This is a genomic window from Staphylococcus pasteuri (assembly GCF_030547725.1).
In the GTDB taxonomy this organism is placed as follows: Bacteria; Bacillota; Bacilli; order Staphylococcales; family Staphylococcaceae; genus Staphylococcus; species Staphylococcus pasteuri.
Genome location: NZ_JAUOQO010000001.1, coordinates 308,915 through 329,119, shown reverse-complemented (window position 1 = coordinate 329,119; position 20,205 = coordinate 308,915). Strand labels below are relative to the sequence as shown.

Here is a 20,205-nt window from a genome sequence, read left to right as displayed (position 1 = left end):
GTTTATTTAGTAATGTATCACGAATAATTTTATCTTACCAAATATAAATGGTTTTTACATAAACTAAACAATTATCTTCAATTAAATACACAAAAAAGGACTTGAGAATGTCTTCATTCTCAAGTCCTTTACATGATTGTTACTCGGAGTTATTAATTCGTAGCTAAGATTAGTGGTCGATGCCTTCTAACCATTCGTCTACTTTATTGTCGTGGTCATCTACATAATCTTTTGCAACTTGTTCTGGATTTTTTTGGTCTTTGAAGATTTTCTTAGCTAATTGATCTTCATCTTTTTTGCTCCAGTCGTCTGACATGCGTGTTGCAATTGTATACGCAGCTGGATGATTTTCTTTAAATTCTTTGTTGAATACTAAATTGATATGTTGATCTTCTTTACCATAGATTTTATCTGGATCTTTTAACATTTTTACATCTAATTCTTTAGAGAACCAACTTGAATCCATTGCTGTAAATAGGATTGGTTGTTGTTGTTTATAAGCTTTTTGAATCGCTTTAAATTGATCTTGGTCTGAAGATTCTTTAAGACTATAGCCGTCTAAATTATCTTCATCTAATTCACTTTTAGTTTGTTTCATAACGCCATTTCTTGCGTCAGTACCTTGAATGTCTTTATCGAATTTTTTACTGTCTTTAAGATCAGCAATAGAATCGATATCTTGTTCGTATTTTGGTACGGCCAAGCCAACTTTAACGTCATCTACAAGATTTTCTTTGTCATAAACTGATAATTTACTTTTGAATTTATTATAATAGCTTTTATCTGTAGATGGGAAAATACCTGATGCATGGAATGAATCCGGATTTTCAGCTACAGAAGCATATAACGGGCCACTTGCTTGAACAGGTGTTGTTGTTACATCATAACCAGCTTTCTTTAAAACTTCAGCAATGACTAATGTACGTGGTGCAGAGTTATCGCTAGCAACGTAAGGTAATTCGATTTCTTTATTACCAAGTGATGTGTCTTTTTCTTTTGATGAACTTCCGCCACCGTTACCACATGCACTTAGCACAATGGCTAAGGCAATAGTGGCAAATAGGCCTAAAAGTTTTAAACTTCTTGTTTTAAACATTCAGCATTTCCTCCTATTAAAAATTAATATCTATCTCTATCGTTATTACGGTGAGTGTCGTCATGAGATTGTTGATCAGAGTGATGATTATATTGATTATAAACATCGTGATCATTTTCTCTTGCATATAACATTAGAGCATGGAATAACACATCTTGACCATTTGATTTACTTGATAAATCTTTAAATAATTCAGTCGTACGTACTTCATTGCTTTGTTGATTTGATTGAGAACGACGTGCGTACGAAGTGTTATGGTTATCATAATTATTTGGACTATCGTAGTGTCTGTAATCATCATTTCTGCGATTACCAACATATTGTCCATTTCCTTCTTTGTTATATAAAGATTCATAATCTACATCATCATTAGGTTCGTTTGAAGAAAGTCGAGATAAGTGTGATTCACTAGTATATGTTGAATGATCACGGTTGTCGTTATAATGTTGTCCATTTTCATTATGGAAACGACGTTGCTCATCTGAACGATATTGGTTGCTTACACTATTTCTATCTTCTCTTTGACGACGGTCATCGGCATAAGCATTATAATCATCTTCATTATAATGTGCTTGAGAATTAGCTCTATTTGAATCTTGTTCTAATGCTTTACCTTCGATATCTAATTCAGGGAGGATGTTACGCAACCATTTAGGCATGTACCATGAAGCTTTACCGAATAATTTTGTTAATGCTGGAATTAATGTCATTCGTACTACAAATGCATCAAATAAAACACCGAATGCTAGAGAAATACCCATTGATTTAATTGCCATATCATCTTGGAAAACGAAAGCAATAAACACACTGAACATAATCAATGCTGCAGCAACAATAACTGGGCCACTTTCTTTAATACCTACTCTAATAGAGTGGTCGTTATCGCCAGTCTTACTATATTCTTCATGAACACGTGTCATTAAGAATAATTCATAGTCGATAGCTAAACCGAAGAGTAAGCCTATTGTTATAACAGGTAAGAAGGCTAATATTGGTCCAGTGTTTTCGACACCGAATAAGCCACCTAAGAAACCATCTTGCATTACTAAAGTTGTGAAACCTAATGTAGCCATTAATGAAAGTACGAAACCAAGTACTGCTTTTAATGGTACAAGGATTGAACGGAAGACAAATACTAATAATACAAAGGCTAATAATACGATAACGCCTGCAAATACTGGAATAGCGTTGTTAAGTTTTTCTGACATATCAATGTTAATAACACTTTGACCTGTTATTTCAGAATTGAAATCGTATTTTTCTTTAGCATCTTTATTGTAATCACGTAAATCATAAACTAAATCGTTTGTAGATTTAGCGTTAGGACCATCTTCTGGAATAACTTGGATAAGTGCATAATGATTATTATCATTTAATTGTGGTTTTTCCACAGTATCTACATTATCCATGTCTTTAATATCTTTTCTCATGCTGTTTAAATCAGATTCGATAGATTTTTTGCTACCTCCATCTTTAGTGTTAACAAGCATTGCAATTTGTCCATTATAGCCTGCACCAAAGTTATCTGTGATTAAGTTGTAAGCTTTATGTGCTGATGAATCATTAGCTTTAAGACTATCATCTGGGATACCTAATCTCATTCCGGATACAGGTATGATAGCGATAATTAAAATGATTAAACTAATAATAATTGCAATTATAGGTTTACCAACTACGAAATTTGCCCATTTATGATCTTTAGGGTCTTTATTATTTTCTGGTTTGTTTTTAATCTTAATTTGTTTATGGAATACACTAATTAATGCAGGTAATAGTGTTAAGGCTGCTAATACAGCAAATAAAACACTAAGTGCAGAAGAGAATCCCATAACTGCTAAGAAGTCAATACCTACTAATGATAATCCACAGACAGCAATCATTACTGTTAATCCGGCAAAGATAACGGCGCTTCCGGCTGTTCCAACTGCTAAAGCGATGGATTCAACAGGAGGTGTACCTTTTTTCCTAATTTCTTTATATCTAAATAAAATAAATAAGGAGTAGTCGATACCAACTGCCAAACCAATCATTACTGCTAGCGTCAATGTGAAGTTTGGAATGTCAAATACATTAGTTAGTAATGAAATGATTCCCACACTTGAAGCTAAACCGATTAAGGCACTTACAATCGGCATACCTGCAGCGATTAATGAGCCAAATGTAATTAATAAAATAATAAATGCTGTGATGATACCAACAAGTTCTGAATTACCACCAATTTCAGAATTCATTGAGCTTCCAGTTGTTTGTTCTATTTGAACATTGTGGTCATCTTTAACATCTTTCATTTCTCGATTGATAATTTTTTTAGAAGAATCTTGTAATGATGTTTGATTTACAACATAGTTTACTGTTGCAATAGCAGTATCTTTATCATCATTTACTTGATTTGTTTCATATGGATTACTTACATTTTGTACGTAATCATCGTCTTGTTTAATATTATCTAAAGCTTTTTCTATGTCTTTTTTAGTATTTTTATCAGTGATGCCATTCTTTTTATCAGAATGAATCACAATTTTCATCGATGCCTTCTCACTATCTTGATGGAATTCTTTAGACATTTTGTCATTTGTGTCTAATGATTTAAGTCCATTCATAGTGATATCACTATCGAATTTTGGGGAGCTTATCAATAGTGGTATGATAATTACGCCAAGAATGATAAGCCATGAAATAATGCTTAACCATTTGTGCTCAGCGATAAATTTGCCTAATTTGTATAAAAGTTTTGCCAAGACATTTCCTCCTATTTGTTTTTTTATTAGTAAACTTATGTCGTACATATGAAGTTAAGCTCAATTTAATTGAGTGAAATCTATGGTGTGTAAAAGTTACATTTATCAATTTAACAAGATTCAACTATATGAAACACCATTAATTTTTTTAAGGCGTTGAAAAATGAAACAGATTGCAAAAATTGTTGGAAAATTAATTGATAATGTTAGCTGTAACGTTGTTGTTCTCATTGAATAGGGAATTAATTATAGAGCTTGTTGTACCTTATTCCCTTAATTTATATAAATAATTAGTGAAATAGGATGTTTTTGAATATAACTGTTGAAAATTGGGATAGGGATGTACTTGTTTACCATTATATTTTGAATAAGATCATAAAATATTAAAAAAAGTGGGGAGAATCATTCATTCTCCACCACTTTCAAGATATTTAATATATATTAATGAAATCATAGGGGTAATTAAAAATTATCTACTATTATTGAGCAATTGCTTTTAACGAAACATCAATATTTCCACGTGTTGCTTTAGAATATGGGCAGAATTGATGAGCTTGTTCAACATATTGTTCTGCTTCTTCTTGAGATACATTCTCTAAAGTAACTTGAATGTCTGCAGCTAATTTAAAACCGTTATCCGTAGAATCTTTAACTAATTCAATCGTTATTTCTACTTCAGGATTTGCATCGTTGACTTTGTTACGAGATAGAATTAAAGACAAAGCACTGTTAAAACAAGCACTATATCCTGCAGCGAATAATTGTTCAGGGTTAGTGTCGTTACCGCCTTGACCACCCATTTCTTTAGGCGTCGCTAAATTTTGTACGAAAGTATTGTCCGGGCTAAATACACGACCATCTCGACCACCATTACTAATAATAGTAGTAGAATAAATTGACTCTGCCATCTGAAAAACTCCTTTTAAATTTAATTAAGTTAAATTATATACAAAAACCAATTAATTTAGCTTGGTTGAATTATAAAGCTATATACATAGAAATACAACGTATTTGTTTGATAAAATTTATAAGGATATCAAATACCTTCTATTTAAAATGTAAAGTGTAATTTTATAGGAGTTTGTTATATAATAAAAACAAATTTAAAATTGCTAATCGGCTAAAGGAGATTGAAAACATGAAAGATAAACAAACAAATAAAGTCAGCATATGTTTGAAACTATCTTGTTCAGCGCTTTTAATCAGTGGCTCAATGATTGGATATGGTTTTACAAATAATATGAAAGTCCAAGCAAAGGATTCATCATCTTATAGCACACTTGAATCGAAAGAAGAAAGTTTGCAAGGTCAAATCAAAAAAGCTAAACATGACATTAAACAACTCAGCCATTTGAATGAAGAAAAACAGCAAGATTATCTAGAACAATTGGATGACGTGACTGATAATACTAATTTGGACAAAATTATTAAAAATGCTAAGCAAGAAGATACAAAAATAAAAACAATAAAGAAACAGACTGCTAAGAGTACTGAGAATGAAAAATCAAATTCACAAGTAAATCATTCCAGTAATACTGATGATAATAAAGATGTGACAGAGAATTTAGACAAAATGTTAAAGGATTTAGACATTTCATCCTCGAAAGTTGATAATAGTCAACTAAGTGAAGGAGATTCCTATTCCGATAATGATAAAGATGTGACCGAGGAACAAAATCAACAACTTGATAAAACGAATTCAGATGATAAAAAGGGCAATATCATCGATGATTTGGATAAAATCAAACAAGATGCAACAATAAATGGCGAAGAAGATAACAACAATGATCAACTGGAAAAAGTTGAACCATCAAACAATTCTAAGAAAGTACAATCCAATCATAAAGAACAAACGAAGAGTAATTTGCAAAAGCAAAATAATGTTGAAGATAAAGAAAATCAAACATCATCTCAAGTTCAACAATTAATCAAAGATACAAATTCAGAGAGTACTAATAATAAAGCTAAAGATAAAGTGAATGATGTTACTAAAAAGTTAGAAGGCAGCGACAAAATTGATCATGATATTTCTAAAAAATTAGCTGAAAGTCATGCAAATAATGGTCAATATTTGAATAATAAACAAGATGCCTTAAAGCAATTAGAAAATAATGTTAATCAACAAAGTGAATTATCTACTCAAAGTAAAAAGGAATTGAAACGAGATATTCGTCAGACTCAAAATCGTACAAATCAACAACGTGATTTAATACTTGATGAGCTCAATAACTCTAAAGACAAAAATAAATCAGTTAAAGCGATATTAAATAACGTTATGAGCCAAAATGAAGCGAATCAAACACTGAAAAAAATACAAACCAAAGGTCGATCAGATGAACAAATCGCTAATCAAATTGCAAAACAATTTGATAACTTATCCCATACTTCATCAGATAACATTTTAAAATCAATGCTAGACCAGTCTAAAGATAAGCAACAATTGATTAAACAATTACTTTCTACCCGATTAGGTGACAAAGAAGCAGAACGTATCGCCAATCAACTAGCAAATGGAAATTTAAATAATCAACAAATTATAGATCAGTTAAAACAGCAAATTGATAAACAAGGGAACGTCACTGCAGATGATATCTTAAATGACGTATTAAATAATGCTAAAGATAAAAGACAAGCCATTGAAACGATATTAGCCACTCGTATTGAACAAGGAAAAGCCCAAGTGTTGGCAGACATCATTAATCGTATTCAAACCGATAAAGCGAGTACGTTAGACTTAATTAAATCTGCAATTAACGGTAAAGCAAATGACTTACTACAATTACAACATAAAGTTGATAGTGCTAAGAAAGATTTAGATTACATTATATCTCCTATTAAAGATAGACCGAGTATCTTTGATAGAATCAATCAACATTCGAATAATAATAATTCAAGCTTATTGGATCAATTAAATTCAGGACGTAGTTTATTGGATGGAATTGAAGATATACCAACACCTACACCAGAAAAGGGATTGACACTAGGTTCTGGAGATGGTCTGTTAGAAGGGTTATTTAATGATGACGGTAATCTATCATTACCAGAAGCAGGACAAACAATCAAACAACACTGGATGCCAATTTCAATTGTTGTTGCATTATTCGGGGCAAGTCTTATTTGGATAAGCAGACATAAACGAAAACATCATCAACAGTAACATCAAAATAAAAATGGACGAGGCAAATTTAGTATTGTCTCGTCCATTATTTATAGTTTGAAATTATTTACCAGTAATATAATCAAGTTGTGAAGCGTCACTCGCATCAATTGTTCTATATGAAATAACACCTAATCCTTTAACATTAGATTCTGAAATAATAATTGAACCATCTGAATTAACTTTTTCTACAAATGCAACATGGCCATATTGCGTGTCTGCACCTAATTGACCAGCTTCAAAAACAACAGCAGTGTGCTTTTTAGGTGTTGATGATACATGATAGCCTTCTTTTTCTGCACGGTTATTCCAATTATGAGCATCTCCCATATTACTGTGGATATATTCATTAAATTGTTTCATACGTTGGTCAACATACCAAGTACACTGACCTTGAGGATAGCCAGCGCTACCTTGACTTTCTTCGAATGGTTTGAAACTGGATTGTGATTGATCGTCATTTTTAATAGAATGGTTATATTTATCTAAACTTGGCATTTTTTTCTTATCAAAATCAGTTAAATGATAATGTTTAATAATACTATTTAATTTTTTAGCATAATTTGGATCAGTGGCATACGTGCGTGATAAGTGTGATGTTGCTGACTGATATGTAGATGCCTTACTTTTCCATGTCGGTTTATAAATTGTTGGATTACCATCGATACCACCTTTAATTAAATTAGCATAATCTTCTAATGAAGCTTTGGTATTAGGATATTTACGGAATCCAGCTGTTATATTATACATACTATTTGAGCTATCTGCTTCTAATGTGTTAAATGAAACAGATTGACCATGATAGTCGCCTTTAATCCCAAATAAATTGAAGTTAGGTTTTTGGGCAAGCGCACTGTTACCTGAGTCAGATTCTAGGATTGCTTGTGCCATCATAACCGAAGCATAAATATCTTCTTTTTGGCCTATTTGATGTGCGTCTTTGGCGATAGATTTTATAAAGTCTCTTGTGTTTTTACTATCTACAACATTGATATCCCCATCTGTTAAATGACCATCTTGTAATGTTGGTAATTGCTGGAATAGACCAGTTGAACGTGTATTAGACTTTTTAAAATCACTTTCAAATGATTGTGCTGGTTTCGTTTTGTGTTTTAATTCGTCAGGTGTTGGTAATTGAGGATTCTTGATATCTTGTTGTGTATCGTCTTTTTGTTGTTCTTCTGAATGATTCTCATCGCGAGTTTCTTTCTTTTTAGAAGATTGATATTGGTTTTGTGTCTTCGTTGCATCTTCACTATATTCATCTAAAATAGAATCAATTGCAGAATCTGAGATACTTTGATTTGATGAATCAGTATTATCGTCATTTTTAGTATTAGATTGACTTGAATGGCTCGTGTTTGAGCTTTGAGATGCATCATCATTTGTTTCTTGTGTTGCATTATGAGAATCATTGTTATCATGATCTGTTTGATCATCATTTGATGTAGTTTGATCGTTTTGATTATTGTCATCTTGTTCTAAATTGTTATTAGATGATGCGTTATCTAAATTACTTTTACTTTCGTCACTCGTTACATCATCGTTAGTATCTTGATCATCGGAATTTTGATTATCTTTCTCTTCATCGCGAGTTGGTTGTTCATAGTCTGAAATATCAGTGTCAAAATGAAATAGATTTTGAATTAATGTCGTTAAACTAAAACTATTGTCATATTTATCTGGTGACCACAAACGATTGAAATCAGATTGTGAAAAAGATAATCCATCATAAAATTGATTGATAACATTAGTTGGCTGATGGGATTTTTTATAATTATCATCAGTGACAGATGTTTGTGTAGAATGATGTGATGAATGATTCTCTTCTTTTGATTGATTATTTTTAGAATCATGTCGTGAAGATTTATTTTTAGCTTCTTTATCACTTTGAGAGGTATCATGATCTTTGTCTTTATCTTCTTCGTCATTATTATCATTTGTTGATGAAGTAACTTGACCACTCTTTTTATCAGCATTACTTTGAGATTGAGTGCGTTGTGAAGATGACGAATGTGTAGGTGTTTGATCATCTTCAGCATGGGCTATGGGTGCTGTTGTTAGAGATGGCACGATTAAAGTAGTTGAAAGTAAATAAATTAAGAATTTGTCTTTAGACATCTATATTAAGCTCCCTTGAAAATTTAAATATTATTGTGCTATATACCTTGAATTTGATATAATTTAATTTATGGCATTTATAGTTGATACATATCAACGAATTATAATAACCTAACAAAATGTATTATACTAACCTTTATAAGAAAAATAAATTGTTTTTAGAAAAATGTAAAATAACATTTGATAAAATGAGTATAAAGACTGTGACAAAATAGGTAGAAAAGTTAATAAATTGTTTTTAGGAGTGTGACAATGAAAAACGCACTGAAACTGTTTAAAACGGATTTAAAGAAAATTGCTAAGACACCGGCAGTTTGGGTGATTTTAGCAGGTTTAGCTATATTACCTTCATTTTATGCTTGGTTTAACTTGTGGGCAATGTGGGATCCGTATGGTAATACTGGACATATTAAAGTGGCAATTGTTAATGAAGATAAAGGTGACAAAGTAAGAGGAAAAGAAATTAACGTCGGTAACAAAATGGTACAAACCCTTAAGAAAAATGATAGCTTTGATTGGCAATTTGTAAGTCGAGAAAAAGCTGATCATGAAATAAAAATGGGGAAATACTATGCAGGCATATACATACCAAGTAAGTTTACACACCAAATTACAGGTACTTTAAGAAAGCATCCTGAAAAGGCGGATGTTGATTTCAAAGTTAATCAAAAAATTAATGCTGTAGCTGCAAAACTAACAGATACAGGTTCTTCGATGGTAGTAGAAAAAGCCAATGAACAATTTAACCAAACTGTGACCAAAGCGTTACTTGCAGAAGCAAATAAAGTAGGATTGAAAATTGAAGACGAAGTACCTACAATTAATAAAATTAAAAATGCAGTGTACGCAGCTAATAAATCATTACCAGAAATAAATAAATTTAAAGATAAAATTATCTACTTAAATGACCATCAGGATGACCTTGATCAATATGCGAATCAATTTAGAAATCTTGGTAATTATAAAGGTGATATTTTAGATGCACAAGAAAAACTCAATCAAGTCAATGCATCAATTCCTGCATTAAACGAAAGGGCAAAATTAATTTTAGCTTTAAATAATTATATGCCTAACATTGAACGCGTCTTGAATGTTGCAGCGAATGATGTACCAGCACAATTCCCTAAAATAAATAAAGGGGTATCTATTGCAGGACAAGGTATTGATGAAGCAAACGATCAATTGACTGATGCTAAAGGATTTTTAACTCAAGTTCAAAATAGAGTTGGTGATTACCAAGACGCAGCTGGACGAGCACAAAATGCTAATAATAATGTGAACCAAGACTTACGACAACAAACTAATACAAGTCAACAGAGTGCACATGGTAAACAGCATGATGAAGGGCATAGTTATAATTCAAATATTAAAACGAAATCATTGAGTACATCTGGTAATAATGAAAATAGTAATTCTAATGAGTTTGTTACTTCAAATGATGTGAAATCAATGAATACTGCATTGACTGAATCGTTATTATCACTATCCAATATGAGTGATGTACAAGCAAACGCATCACAAAAAGATATGGATGCGCTGAAAAATGTATCTTATGGTATTTTGTCATCAGATAAGCCATCTGAGTTTAAAGAACCATTAGATAATATTAAATCAAGATTAGAAAATGCTACAAAATATAATCAACAATTTATCGATATCTTATCAGAACTTGAGAAAAATGAAGATGTTGATTTGTCTAAAGAAATTAAACAAATTAAATCTGCAAACAATCAATTGAACAAACAATTAAGAACTACAAATCAATTAATCGATGCATTATCAAATGGAAGTTCTGGTAAAGCAGAAGCGGTTAATGTATTAAAAAATATCAAAGATACAAATAGTGCATTAAGTCAATTCCGTACGTATATTAAGAAAGAATTAAATCAAAACTTATTAAACATCTCAAATGACATTACTTCACAATTATCTGAAGGACAACAAACATTATCAAATGTACAATCTAAATTAAATTCAATTAACCAAGTGATCAATTCAGGTCAAAGTATTTTAGATAGCGGCCAAAAACGAATTGAGCGTATTCAAACAGTATTGCCTAGCATTGAACAAGCATATATTAATGCCATGAAAACAGCGCAAGCGTATTTCCCAACTGTGAAAAAAGATGTTGGTAAGGCTGCAGACTTTGTGAGAAATGAATTGCCTGGATTAGAACAACGCTTAGCTAATGCAACACAATCAGTAAATGATAATTTACCATCATTGTTCAGTAGGTATGATAATGCAGTTAATCTACTAGATAAAAATCAACCTAGAGCTAAAGAAGCATTGTCTAACTTAGCTGACTTCTCTGAAAATAAATTACCAGGCGTTGAAAAAGACTTGAAAAAAGCAAATAAAATTTTCAAGCAATTGGATAAAGATGACGCTGTTGATAATTTAATCGATACTCTAAAAAATGATTTGAAAAAACAAGCTGATGTCATTGCTCATCCAATTAATAAAAAGACAACAGATGTCTTCCCAGTTAAAGATTATGGATCAGGAATGACGCCATTCTACACTGCATTATCTATATGGGTAGGTGGGTTATTGATGGTGAGTTTATTATCAGTAGACAATAAACACGAATCATTGAAACCGATACTCACACCACGCGAAATTTTCATGGGCAAAGCAGGCTTTTTCTTCTTATTAGGTATTGTTCAATCATTAATTGTATCTATAGGAGATTTGGTAATATTAAAAGCAGCTGTTGAATCACCATTATTATTCGTAACGATAGCAGTGTTCTGCTCGTTAGTATTTAACTCAATTATCTATACATGTGTATCGTTATTAGGAAATCCAGGTAAAGCAATTGCCATTATTTTCTTAGTATTACAAATTGCAGGCGGTGGCGGAACGTTCCCAATTCAAACAACGCCTAAATTCTTCCAAACGATATCACCGTACTTGCCATTTACTTACGCTATTGACGCTTTACGTGAAACAGTAGGAGGTATTGTGCCTGAAATTTTAATTACAAAAGTGATTATTTTAGCAGCATTTGGATTAGCGTTTATAATTATAGGTGTAGTACTTAAACCGATTACTGATCCTCTAATGAGAAAAGTCTCAGCTAAAGTTGATGAAAGTAATGTAACCGAATAATAACAATTAGATTCTAGCACTTAAGACAGTTAATTAATGTCTTGGTACTAGAATTTTTTTGTGATTTTCTTAAGAGAAGTTACTTGCACACAAAATCATTTTTAAATAATATTATAATATATTAATATAATTCATTGATATGAAGATAATAAGTGATGATTTTGATGAAATAGTTAGCGCTAAGTGGAAAGATTGAAGTGAGATTTAATTAAAATCAAAACAAAAAAGGATTAGACATTCAGCTCATTGAGCCTGTGTGAGAATGACCTAACCCTATTTCTTATTTTATTCTGATTTGTTCTGTTTATTTGAATTACTACTGTTATTCTGCGATGAGTGATTCGCATTTTGGTTAGTAGTTTGTCCATTGTTAGCTTTAGGAGTTTCTGTACTCGTATTAGATTGATTTTGTTTCTTAGATGCTGATGGTTGTTGTGAACGAGTTGGTTGATTACTACTACGTTGTGAAGATTGTGCAGGTTGTGTTGATTGTTTGGCTTGTGTTGATTGATTTTGAGACGTTTGATTATTATTTTTATTTGATTTTTGAATCGTTTGTTGACTAGCTGAACTATTAGAGCGTGTATTACTTGGTTGTTGAGACGATGAAGGCTCAGTTTGAACAGGCTCCTGCTGTTTAGTAGTTGTTTGTTTTTTATCTTTAGAGTCTTTCTTTTTATCTTTGTCTTCAGTTTGATGATTTGTTTTGTGATGTGATGATTTATTTTGATGAGTTAAAGCTGCGAAAACAGAAAATCCTAATGCTATTACAAGTGCTAAAACGACAATACTTGCTAATATTTTTTTCAAAAGCATATCCTCCATTAACTTCGATGATAATTAATTATATTATAATCAATTTTCTGAATAAGAACATATCATTTAATTATATTTTTAATGAAGAATGTTAATTGACTTCAAATATGATAGGAAAGAAAGTGAAATTTATGGCTGTATTAACTAACGAAGAAAAAGTAAAAATTTTATCAGATATTGTATCTATTCCTACAGTTAATGATAATGAATTAGAGGTAGCGTTGTATTTACAGCAATGTCTTAACAAATATAATATTGAATCTGAAATAGACAGAGTATCAGATAAACGTGCAAATCTTATTGCAACAATTGGCTCAGGAAAGCCAGTAATTGCAGTTTCAGGGCACATGGATGTTGTACATGAAGGAAAGCATGAGGAATGGACATCGCCTCCGTTTGAGTTAACAGAACGAGATGGCTATTTATACGGCAGAGGTGCTGCTGATATGAAGTCAGGGCTAGCAGCATTAGTGATAGCAATGATAGAAATTAAAGAAAGTGGCCAATTACCTAAAGGAACAATTAAATTATTAGCAACTGCTGGAGAAGAAATGGAACAAGCTGGATCAGAGCAATTATATCGTAAAGGTTATATGGATGACGTAGATGCACTTGTGATAGCCGAGCCATCATATCCTAGTATTGTATATGCACATAAGGGTTCTATGGATATTAGAATTACATCTAAAGGTCGTTCAAGCCATAGCTCAACACCGTTTATGGGAGAAAATGCGATCACACCACTGATTGAATTTATTCAAAATATTAATAAAGAATACGAAGAAATCACTCAAAATATAAAAGGGACAGCATTAAACTATGGTAATATGGTCGACCAAATGGCTAGTCAGTTACCTAGTTATGTTAGTAAAGAAGAAGTGCAAACTAGAATACAAGGTCTTGTTATGACAAATAGCATCATTAAAGGTGGCACTCAAGTAAATTCAGTTCCAGATTATGCAACTGCTGAATATAATATTAGAACGATTCCTGAATACAATAATGAAAAAGTTAAAGCTTTATTTGAAAAATATATCAACATGGCAAATGATAAAGGAGCAAAATTAACGCACGACATATATTTAGATTTGGATCCTGTAGTGACTACTGGAGACAATCGCTTGTTTAAATTAGGACATCAGTTAGCGACAAATTACTTCAATCAATCTGAATTAGTGATTACACCAACTGTTGCAGTTACAGATGCATCTAATTTATTAAAAGGTAAAACAGATGCTTTTCCATTTTTAATGATTGGACCAGGAAAAGGACCTCATCAAATCGACGAGTGTGTGAATAAAGCGGATTATTTAAAATTCATAGACTATTATATCCAACTGCTAACTACATATTTAGAAGAATGTTAAAAATTAATTATGTTTACAAGTGTTTTATGTTCATCAACAATTTGAATATTACAAATATGTAATAACAATTGCTTTTAATTGTATGTCTTTGACCGATAGCGTATAATTTAGAAGTCTCATTGAGAGAAATAGTAACAGATAAAGAAAGTGAGGTACTCTCATGAATAAAAAGACTAAAACAATTATTGCGTCTACATTAGCTTTTGGAACATTATTAAGTGCATCAGCGAGTGCGACGCCAGTTATAAATACTACTGCTCATGCAGCAACTACACAACAACATAATGCATATTATACTTATAAAGGTGACGCAGGTTACGATGCAAAATTCGTATTAGATAAAAACTTCAAAAATGCTATCAAAGCTCAAAACGTAACATTTAATGGTATAAAAATTGCATCAACAAATTCAACAAAAAATATTGTTAAATCAGATCAATTATTCCGCCAATATGATAAAAAAACTAAAAAGGCTTCACTAGTTGATATTCCATTGAAAAAACAATTGAAGCTAACTGATTTACAAAAATCATATGGTAAAGATTTGAAAAAAGTAAATAATGGTAAAAACAATAATACTGGTATCTATTATTACCAACCTAATAAAAAAGGTGAAACAGTATGGTTTGACTCTTCTAAAGGTAAAATTGACCGTATAGTAATTGGTTATGAAAAAACTAAAGTAGCTATAAAAGAAGATAAAGCTATCAAAAAAATTAAATAAAATAAGATTTTTTACAGACGTCATATATTAAATGACGTCTTTTTTATTGTGTTTTATAAAGAATATTCAAAGTATTTTATGGAATTTGCATTTACTTTTTTGAAAAATATAAATATTATTGGGGGAGATTATAAATTTTGTGAATAAATGGAGGAGTTCTATGAATAAAATTTCAAAAATTGCTATTTCAGGCATCTCATTATTAACATTAAGCAGTTCTATTTATAGTGGAAATGCCGATGCTAAGATCGAACAGTCATCAACTAAAAGTAAAATAGAAATTACAGAAAAACATAAAGCATTCCAAGCATTAAAAGTATTACCTAATGATAAAAATGCGAAAAAACAATATAAACATTACAAAACTGTTGAGGTGAAAACTGACCAATTAGGTTATACCCATTACACTTTACAGCCAAAGTTTAAAAATACATATGTGCCTGATAGAGAAGTTAAAATACATACAGATCCAAAAGGGAAAGTAGTTCTTATCAACGGAAATACGAGTGGTGGTGAAATTAAGCCTAGTAATAGTATTGAAATTAATAAAAACGAAGCTCTGAATAAAGCATTCGAATCTATTTCAATGTCATCAAATAAAGCTAAAAACTTTAAAGATAATGTTGTTAAAGAGAATAATATCCAAATTAGTGGTCAACATAATAAATATGTTTATAATATTGAAATCGTAACAACATACCCTAAAATATCTCACTGGACTATACAAGTAGATGCTCAAACAGGTGAGGTCGTTGATAAATTAAATAATATGCAACATGCTGCTACTAAAGGTACAGGCAAAAGTGTACTAAATAAAAACAAAAAAATTAATATCAATAGTCAAAAGAAAGGTTATGCACTGCAAGATGTGACACATCAAGGTAAAATTTCAGCTTATGACTATAATGATAAATCAGGTGATTCGAAACTAATGACTGATAAGGATAAAAACTTTGTAAATCAGTCCCAACGAGCTGGTGTAGACGCTAATGACTATGCTAAAGACGTTTACGAGTATTATAAAAATAAATTTGGGCGAGAATCTTATGATGATAAAGGAAGTACTATCGATTCACTGACACATGTTAACCAATTTGAAAATGAAGATAATCGAAATAATGCTGCATGGATTGGAGACAAAATGATTTATGGTGATGGCGATAATGAAAATTATTTACCATTCTCTGGTGCTAAAGATGTTGTAGCACATGAAATTACACATGGAATCACTCAAGAAACAGCGGATTTAGTATATGAAAATCAACCGGGAGCCTTAAATGAAAGTATTTCTGATACCTTTGCATACTTTATTGATAGTGATAACTTTTTAATAGGTGAAGATATATACACACCTAATGTTAAAGGTGATGCACTTAGAAGTATGTCTAAACCAGAACAATATGATCAACCATCTAATATGAAACATTATTCAAAAACTCAAGAAGATAATGGCGGAGTACATACCAATTCTGGTATACCTAACAAAGCTGCGTACTTAACTATCAAACGTATTGGTAAAGATAAAGCAGAACAAATTTATTATCGAACATTAACACAATATCTTTCTTCAAATTCTGATTTTGAAGATGCAAAAAAATCATTACATCAAGCAGCACTTGATTTATATGATAAATCCACTGCAGACAAAGTAAATCAATCATGGGAAGATGTCGGCGTTTAATGATATTTATTTAGTTAAAAGCTTTTCATTGTGAATGAGACAATGAAAGGCTTTTTTAATATACGTCACACTTAGGTTTGTCTTACGGTAGACATCGAGTAGTCTTAATTTCAAAGTGAAACCAAGAAGATATAAATAACTATATTAACTAGTTTGAACTGTAGAAAAATATTTTTGAAAAAATAATTACATGACTGTTGCTTAGTCTTTTACTTTTAAAATGTTTCATGAGAAACATCATGAAATAGTTTTATATTACAAAAACATATATACATAGAAAACGTATTTTGCTTCCGATTAGATAGCAAATAATCAGAATAGCAAAGGGAAAAGTGCTTTTTAATTTTGCATAAATAATCATTATATTGAATCTATATTAATTTTATTGTAATATGTTATCAAGGAGTTGATGACATGAGAGAATTTAACTTTGAAGGTAAATGTTTTTTAAAATCGACTGATTATCCTAAAGAAGAATTGAATTATATTATTGAAAAAGCACGACAATTAAAAGATGAAAAGAAAAATAATAAATCACATCAATTACTTCCAAATAAAAATATAGCTATTATTTTTGAAAAACCATCAACACGTACTCGAGCTGCTTTCAGTGTAGCGGCACATGATTTAGGAATGAATGTTGATTATTTTGGTCAAAATGAAATTCATTTAGGTAAAAAAGAATCTATTTATGATACTGCTAAAGTATTGGGAAGTATGTATGATGGCATTGAATTTAGAGGGCATGAACATGATGATGTGGAAACATTCGCAAGATATGCAAATGTACCAGTTTGGAATGGATTAACGAATGAATGGCATCCTACTCAAATGTTAGCTGACTTCATGACTTTAAAAGAGGAATGGGGTACATTGGAAGGAAAAACGTTGACTTTTATGGGTGACGCTCAAAATAATGTTGCTAGTGATTTATTAGTTACAGGCGCTTTATTAGGTGTCAATATAAACATTGTTGCACCTAAGTCACGATTACCACAAGAAAAAGTAGTGACTATGGCTAAAGAATACGCACAACAAACTGGGGCGACAATACAATTAAGTAGTGAAGTAGATAATACAATATATCAAACAGATGCTCTATATACTGATGTTTGGTTTTCAATGGGAGAACCTGAAAATGTTATAGAAGAACGTGTAGCAATGTTAAAACCTTATCAAGTGAACATGTCAATAATTAAAAAAGTTCAAAATCCGAATGTAAAAGTACTACATTGTTTGCCAGCTTTCCATAATACACAAACTAAAGTAGGTAACGAAGTTTATCAGAAATATGGACTCTCTGAAATGGAGATTACTGATGAAGTATTTAATAGTTCGTATTCTATTATTTTTAAGCAAGCAGAGAATCGTTTACATTCAATTAAAGCAATAATGGCATTAACTTTAGGAGGATTAAAATAAATCATTAAAAAGAGGTGATATATATGATTATAGAAGTCTCTAAAGAATTAAAATCGTTTCTTTATCAAAAATATGAAATAGAGATAGGTGAAATTGCAAGTAAACAAATTATTGATCATTTATATCCTATGATTAAAGATGAAATACATGAAGATATTAAATCAGAAATACAGGAACAGACTATTAATCATGTTATTGAAAAATTAGAAGAAGAAAAAATGGTTCAGTATCAATAAAAACAATCCTCTTGAATAATGATCTAAATTTCATTATTCAAGAGGATTTCTATACAAGTAAGTTGTTATATGAAGTTAATGCTTAATTATTTATTTTGTGAAGCAAATGCTTTTGCAATATCGCTTAATTTAGTTGGTGCATCTTCAACAGCCATTTTGACTTCGACGAAATGCATACGATCATTATTAGCGTTTATGTTTTCAAAAGCATCTTTAAGTTCATGGGATGTGTTGACATCATGAACTGCAACATTATCGCCACCAAACACAGCAGGTAACGCTTTATAATCCCACATATGAATATCATTATAAGGTTCTTTCATACCATGAATTAATCTTTCAACCGTATAACCATCGTTATTAATAACAAATATAACAGGTTTCAATTGCTGTCTAACCATAGTAGATAATGATTGGACAGTTAATTGTAATGAGCCATCTCCGATTAATAAAATATTTCTTCTGTTAGGCGCAGCAATTTGAGTGCCTAGTGTGGCAGGTAATGTATAACCAATTGAGCCCCATAAAGGTTGACCTATAAATGTATTATCTTTATATAAAGATAAGTCATATGCACCGAAGAATGACGTTCCTTGATCAGCTATTAAAATATCATCAAGTTGTATGAATTCTTGCATCATCTTGAAATAAGTTGCTTGTGTTAAAGGTTGATCATCTAATATATAATCGTTATTTTCTTCTCTAACATATGAAGGGAATTCAGATGTATTTTTATATGAAATATTCATTAATCCTTTTAATAAGTTAGGTAAAGCAATATTGTTTGAAATAGTTTCATTCATTTTAAAATAGTTGTGATTTAACATAACGACATCATCTATATCGAATTCATATGAGAAACCTGCTGTTGCAGAGTCAGTTAATTTAGCACCAATATTTAAGATGGCATCACTATGGTTAACATAGTTTTTAACATTTTCTTCAGCAATACTACCATCAAAGATTCCAAGATAGTGTTCATTTTCCTCATTAAAGGCACCTTTACCTAAAGAAAGTTGTGCTACTGGGATATTTGTTTGATTAACAAATCGTTCTAGCTCTGAATGTAATCCAAAACTATTAATTTCATGACCTGCAATAATAACAGGTTGCTTAGCAGCATTCAATTTATCTTCAATCATTTTGATATAGCTAGAGATATCCTGTTCTGTTGATTGTTTAGGTTGGAACGTTGAAGTCACATCTATTTCAGTCATAGCTACATCAATAGGCAAGTGGATATGAACTGGGCGACGTTCATTTATAGCTTCTTGAATTAGTCTTGGAATTTCTGTCGTTGCATTGTTAGGTGTAATGTATCCTTGAGCTGTAGTAATGGGTTCAAACATTTTTCTGTAATCATCAAATTTACCTTCACCTAATGAGTGGTGAACATATTTACCAGCAGATTCAATCGCTCGAGTAGGTGCTCCAGTAATTGCAATTACTGGTACGCGTTCGGCATAAGAACCTGCAATACCATTGACAGCACTTAATTCACCTACACCAAAAGTAGTGACTAATGCACCTAAACCATTGATTCGTGAATAACCATCTGCAGCATAGCTAGCGTTTAATTCATTCGTATTGCCAATCCACTCTACGTGTTCATGTGAAATTATATCGTCTAAAAAGGCTAAGTTAAAATCGCCAGGGACACCGAATATTTTATCTACTCCTGCAGCGTGTACTGCATCCATCAAATATTGTCCTACACGTTGTTTCATAACTCA

Annotated in this window: 13 protein-coding genes; 7 read left to right on the top strand and 6 right to left on the bottom strand. The window is 31.2% G+C overall.

The window, feature by feature from the left end:
* Positions 1-169: 169 nt before the first annotated feature.
* From Q4528_RS01460 to Q4528_RS01450, 3 genes are all read right to left on the bottom strand, one after another.
* Positions 170-1,096, bottom strand: coding sequence for a glycine betaine ABC transporter substrate-binding protein (locus tag Q4528_RS01460; RefSeq protein WP_046466939.1), 927 nt, complete (start codon positions 1,094-1,096; stop codon positions 170-172).
* Positions 1,097-1,119: 23 nt separating this feature from the next.
* The gene (locus Q4528_RS01455; RefSeq protein WP_046466940.1) at positions 1,120-3,834 is read right to left on the bottom strand and encodes an MMPL family transporter; all 2,715 of its coding nucleotides are present in this window, start codon (positions 3,832-3,834) and stop codon (positions 1,120-1,122) included.
* A 479-nt stretch (positions 3,835-4,313) separates the two neighbouring features.
* Positions 4,314-4,742 carry an organic hydroperoxide resistance protein gene (locus Q4528_RS01450; RefSeq protein ID WP_017637249.1) on the bottom strand — a complete coding sequence of 143 codons (429 nt, stop codon included), beginning with the start codon at positions 4,740-4,742 and terminating at the stop codon, positions 4,314-4,316.
* Positions 4,743-4,972: 230 nt separating this feature from the next.
* Here Q4528_RS01450 and Q4528_RS01445 point away from each other — a divergent pair, with 230 nt between their 5' ends.
* Complete coding sequence (locus Q4528_RS01445) at positions 4,973-6,991, top strand: synaptonemal complex protein 1 (RefSeq protein ID WP_046466941.1); 2,019 nt, start codon at positions 4,973-4,975, stop codon at positions 6,989-6,991.
* 63 nt (positions 6,992-7,054) lie between these two features.
* Here Q4528_RS01445 and Q4528_RS01440 read toward each other — a convergent pair whose 3' ends face one another.
* A complete protein-coding gene (locus tag Q4528_RS01440; protein ID WP_046466942.1) occupies positions 7,055-9,112 on the bottom strand; it encodes an amidase domain-containing protein in 2,058 nt (685 codons plus the stop codon).
* Positions 9,113-9,364: 252 nt separating this feature from the next.
* Between Q4528_RS01440 and Q4528_RS01435 the strand changes: the two genes are divergently transcribed.
* A complete protein-coding gene (locus tag Q4528_RS01435) occupies positions 9,365-12,226 on the top strand; it encodes a YhgE/Pip domain-containing protein (protein ID WP_046466943.1) in 2,862 nt (953 codons plus the stop codon).
* A 285-nt stretch (positions 12,227-12,511) separates the two neighbouring features.
* Here the strand turns inward: Q4528_RS01435 and Q4528_RS01430 are convergent, their stop codons facing one another.
* A complete protein-coding gene (locus tag Q4528_RS01430) occupies positions 12,512-13,042 on the bottom strand; it encodes a hypothetical protein (RefSeq protein WP_244971514.1) in 531 nt (176 codons plus the stop codon).
* Between the two features lie 131 nt (positions 13,043-13,173).
* On the opposite strand from Q4528_RS01430, the gene Q4528_RS01425 reads away from it, so the two are divergent.
* The 5 genes from Q4528_RS01425 to Q4528_RS01405 all read left to right on the top strand — a co-directional run bounded on the left by Q4528_RS01425 (position 13,174) and on the right by Q4528_RS01405 (position 18,472).
* Positions 13,174-14,409, top strand: a complete 1,236-nt coding sequence (locus Q4528_RS01425) for an ArgE/DapE family deacylase (RefSeq protein WP_046466944.1) — start codon at positions 13,174-13,176, stop codon at positions 14,407-14,409.
* A gap of 160 nt (positions 14,410-14,569) precedes the next feature.
* Entirely contained in the window at positions 14,570-15,133 is a 564-nt protein-coding gene (gene isaB, locus Q4528_RS01420) for an immunodominant staphylococcal antigen IsaB family protein (RefSeq protein WP_046466945.1), read from the top strand.
* Between the two features lie 160 nt (positions 15,134-15,293).
* A complete protein-coding gene (locus Q4528_RS01415; protein ID WP_029055914.1) occupies positions 15,294-16,814 on the top strand; it encodes a M4 family metallopeptidase in 1,521 nt (506 codons plus the stop codon).
* Positions 16,815-17,228: 414 nt separating this feature from the next.
* Positions 17,229-18,236, top strand: coding sequence for an ornithine carbamoyltransferase (gene argF, locus Q4528_RS01410; RefSeq protein ID WP_046466946.1), 1,008 nt, complete (start codon positions 17,229-17,231; stop codon positions 18,234-18,236).
* 23 nt (positions 18,237-18,259) lie between these two features.
* Positions 18,260-18,472, top strand: a complete 213-nt coding sequence (locus Q4528_RS01405; protein ID WP_017637240.1) for a hypothetical protein — start codon at positions 18,260-18,262, stop codon at positions 18,470-18,472.
* 86 nt (positions 18,473-18,558) lie between these two features.
* On the opposite strand, the gene Q4528_RS01400 is transcribed toward Q4528_RS01405, so the two are convergent.
* Positions 18,559-20,199 (bottom strand): alpha-keto acid decarboxylase family protein, encoded by a 1,641-nt coding sequence (locus Q4528_RS01400; RefSeq protein WP_046466947.1) that lies wholly within the window; start codon positions 20,197-20,199, stop codon positions 18,559-18,561.
* Positions 20,200-20,205: the final 6 nt, after the last annotated feature.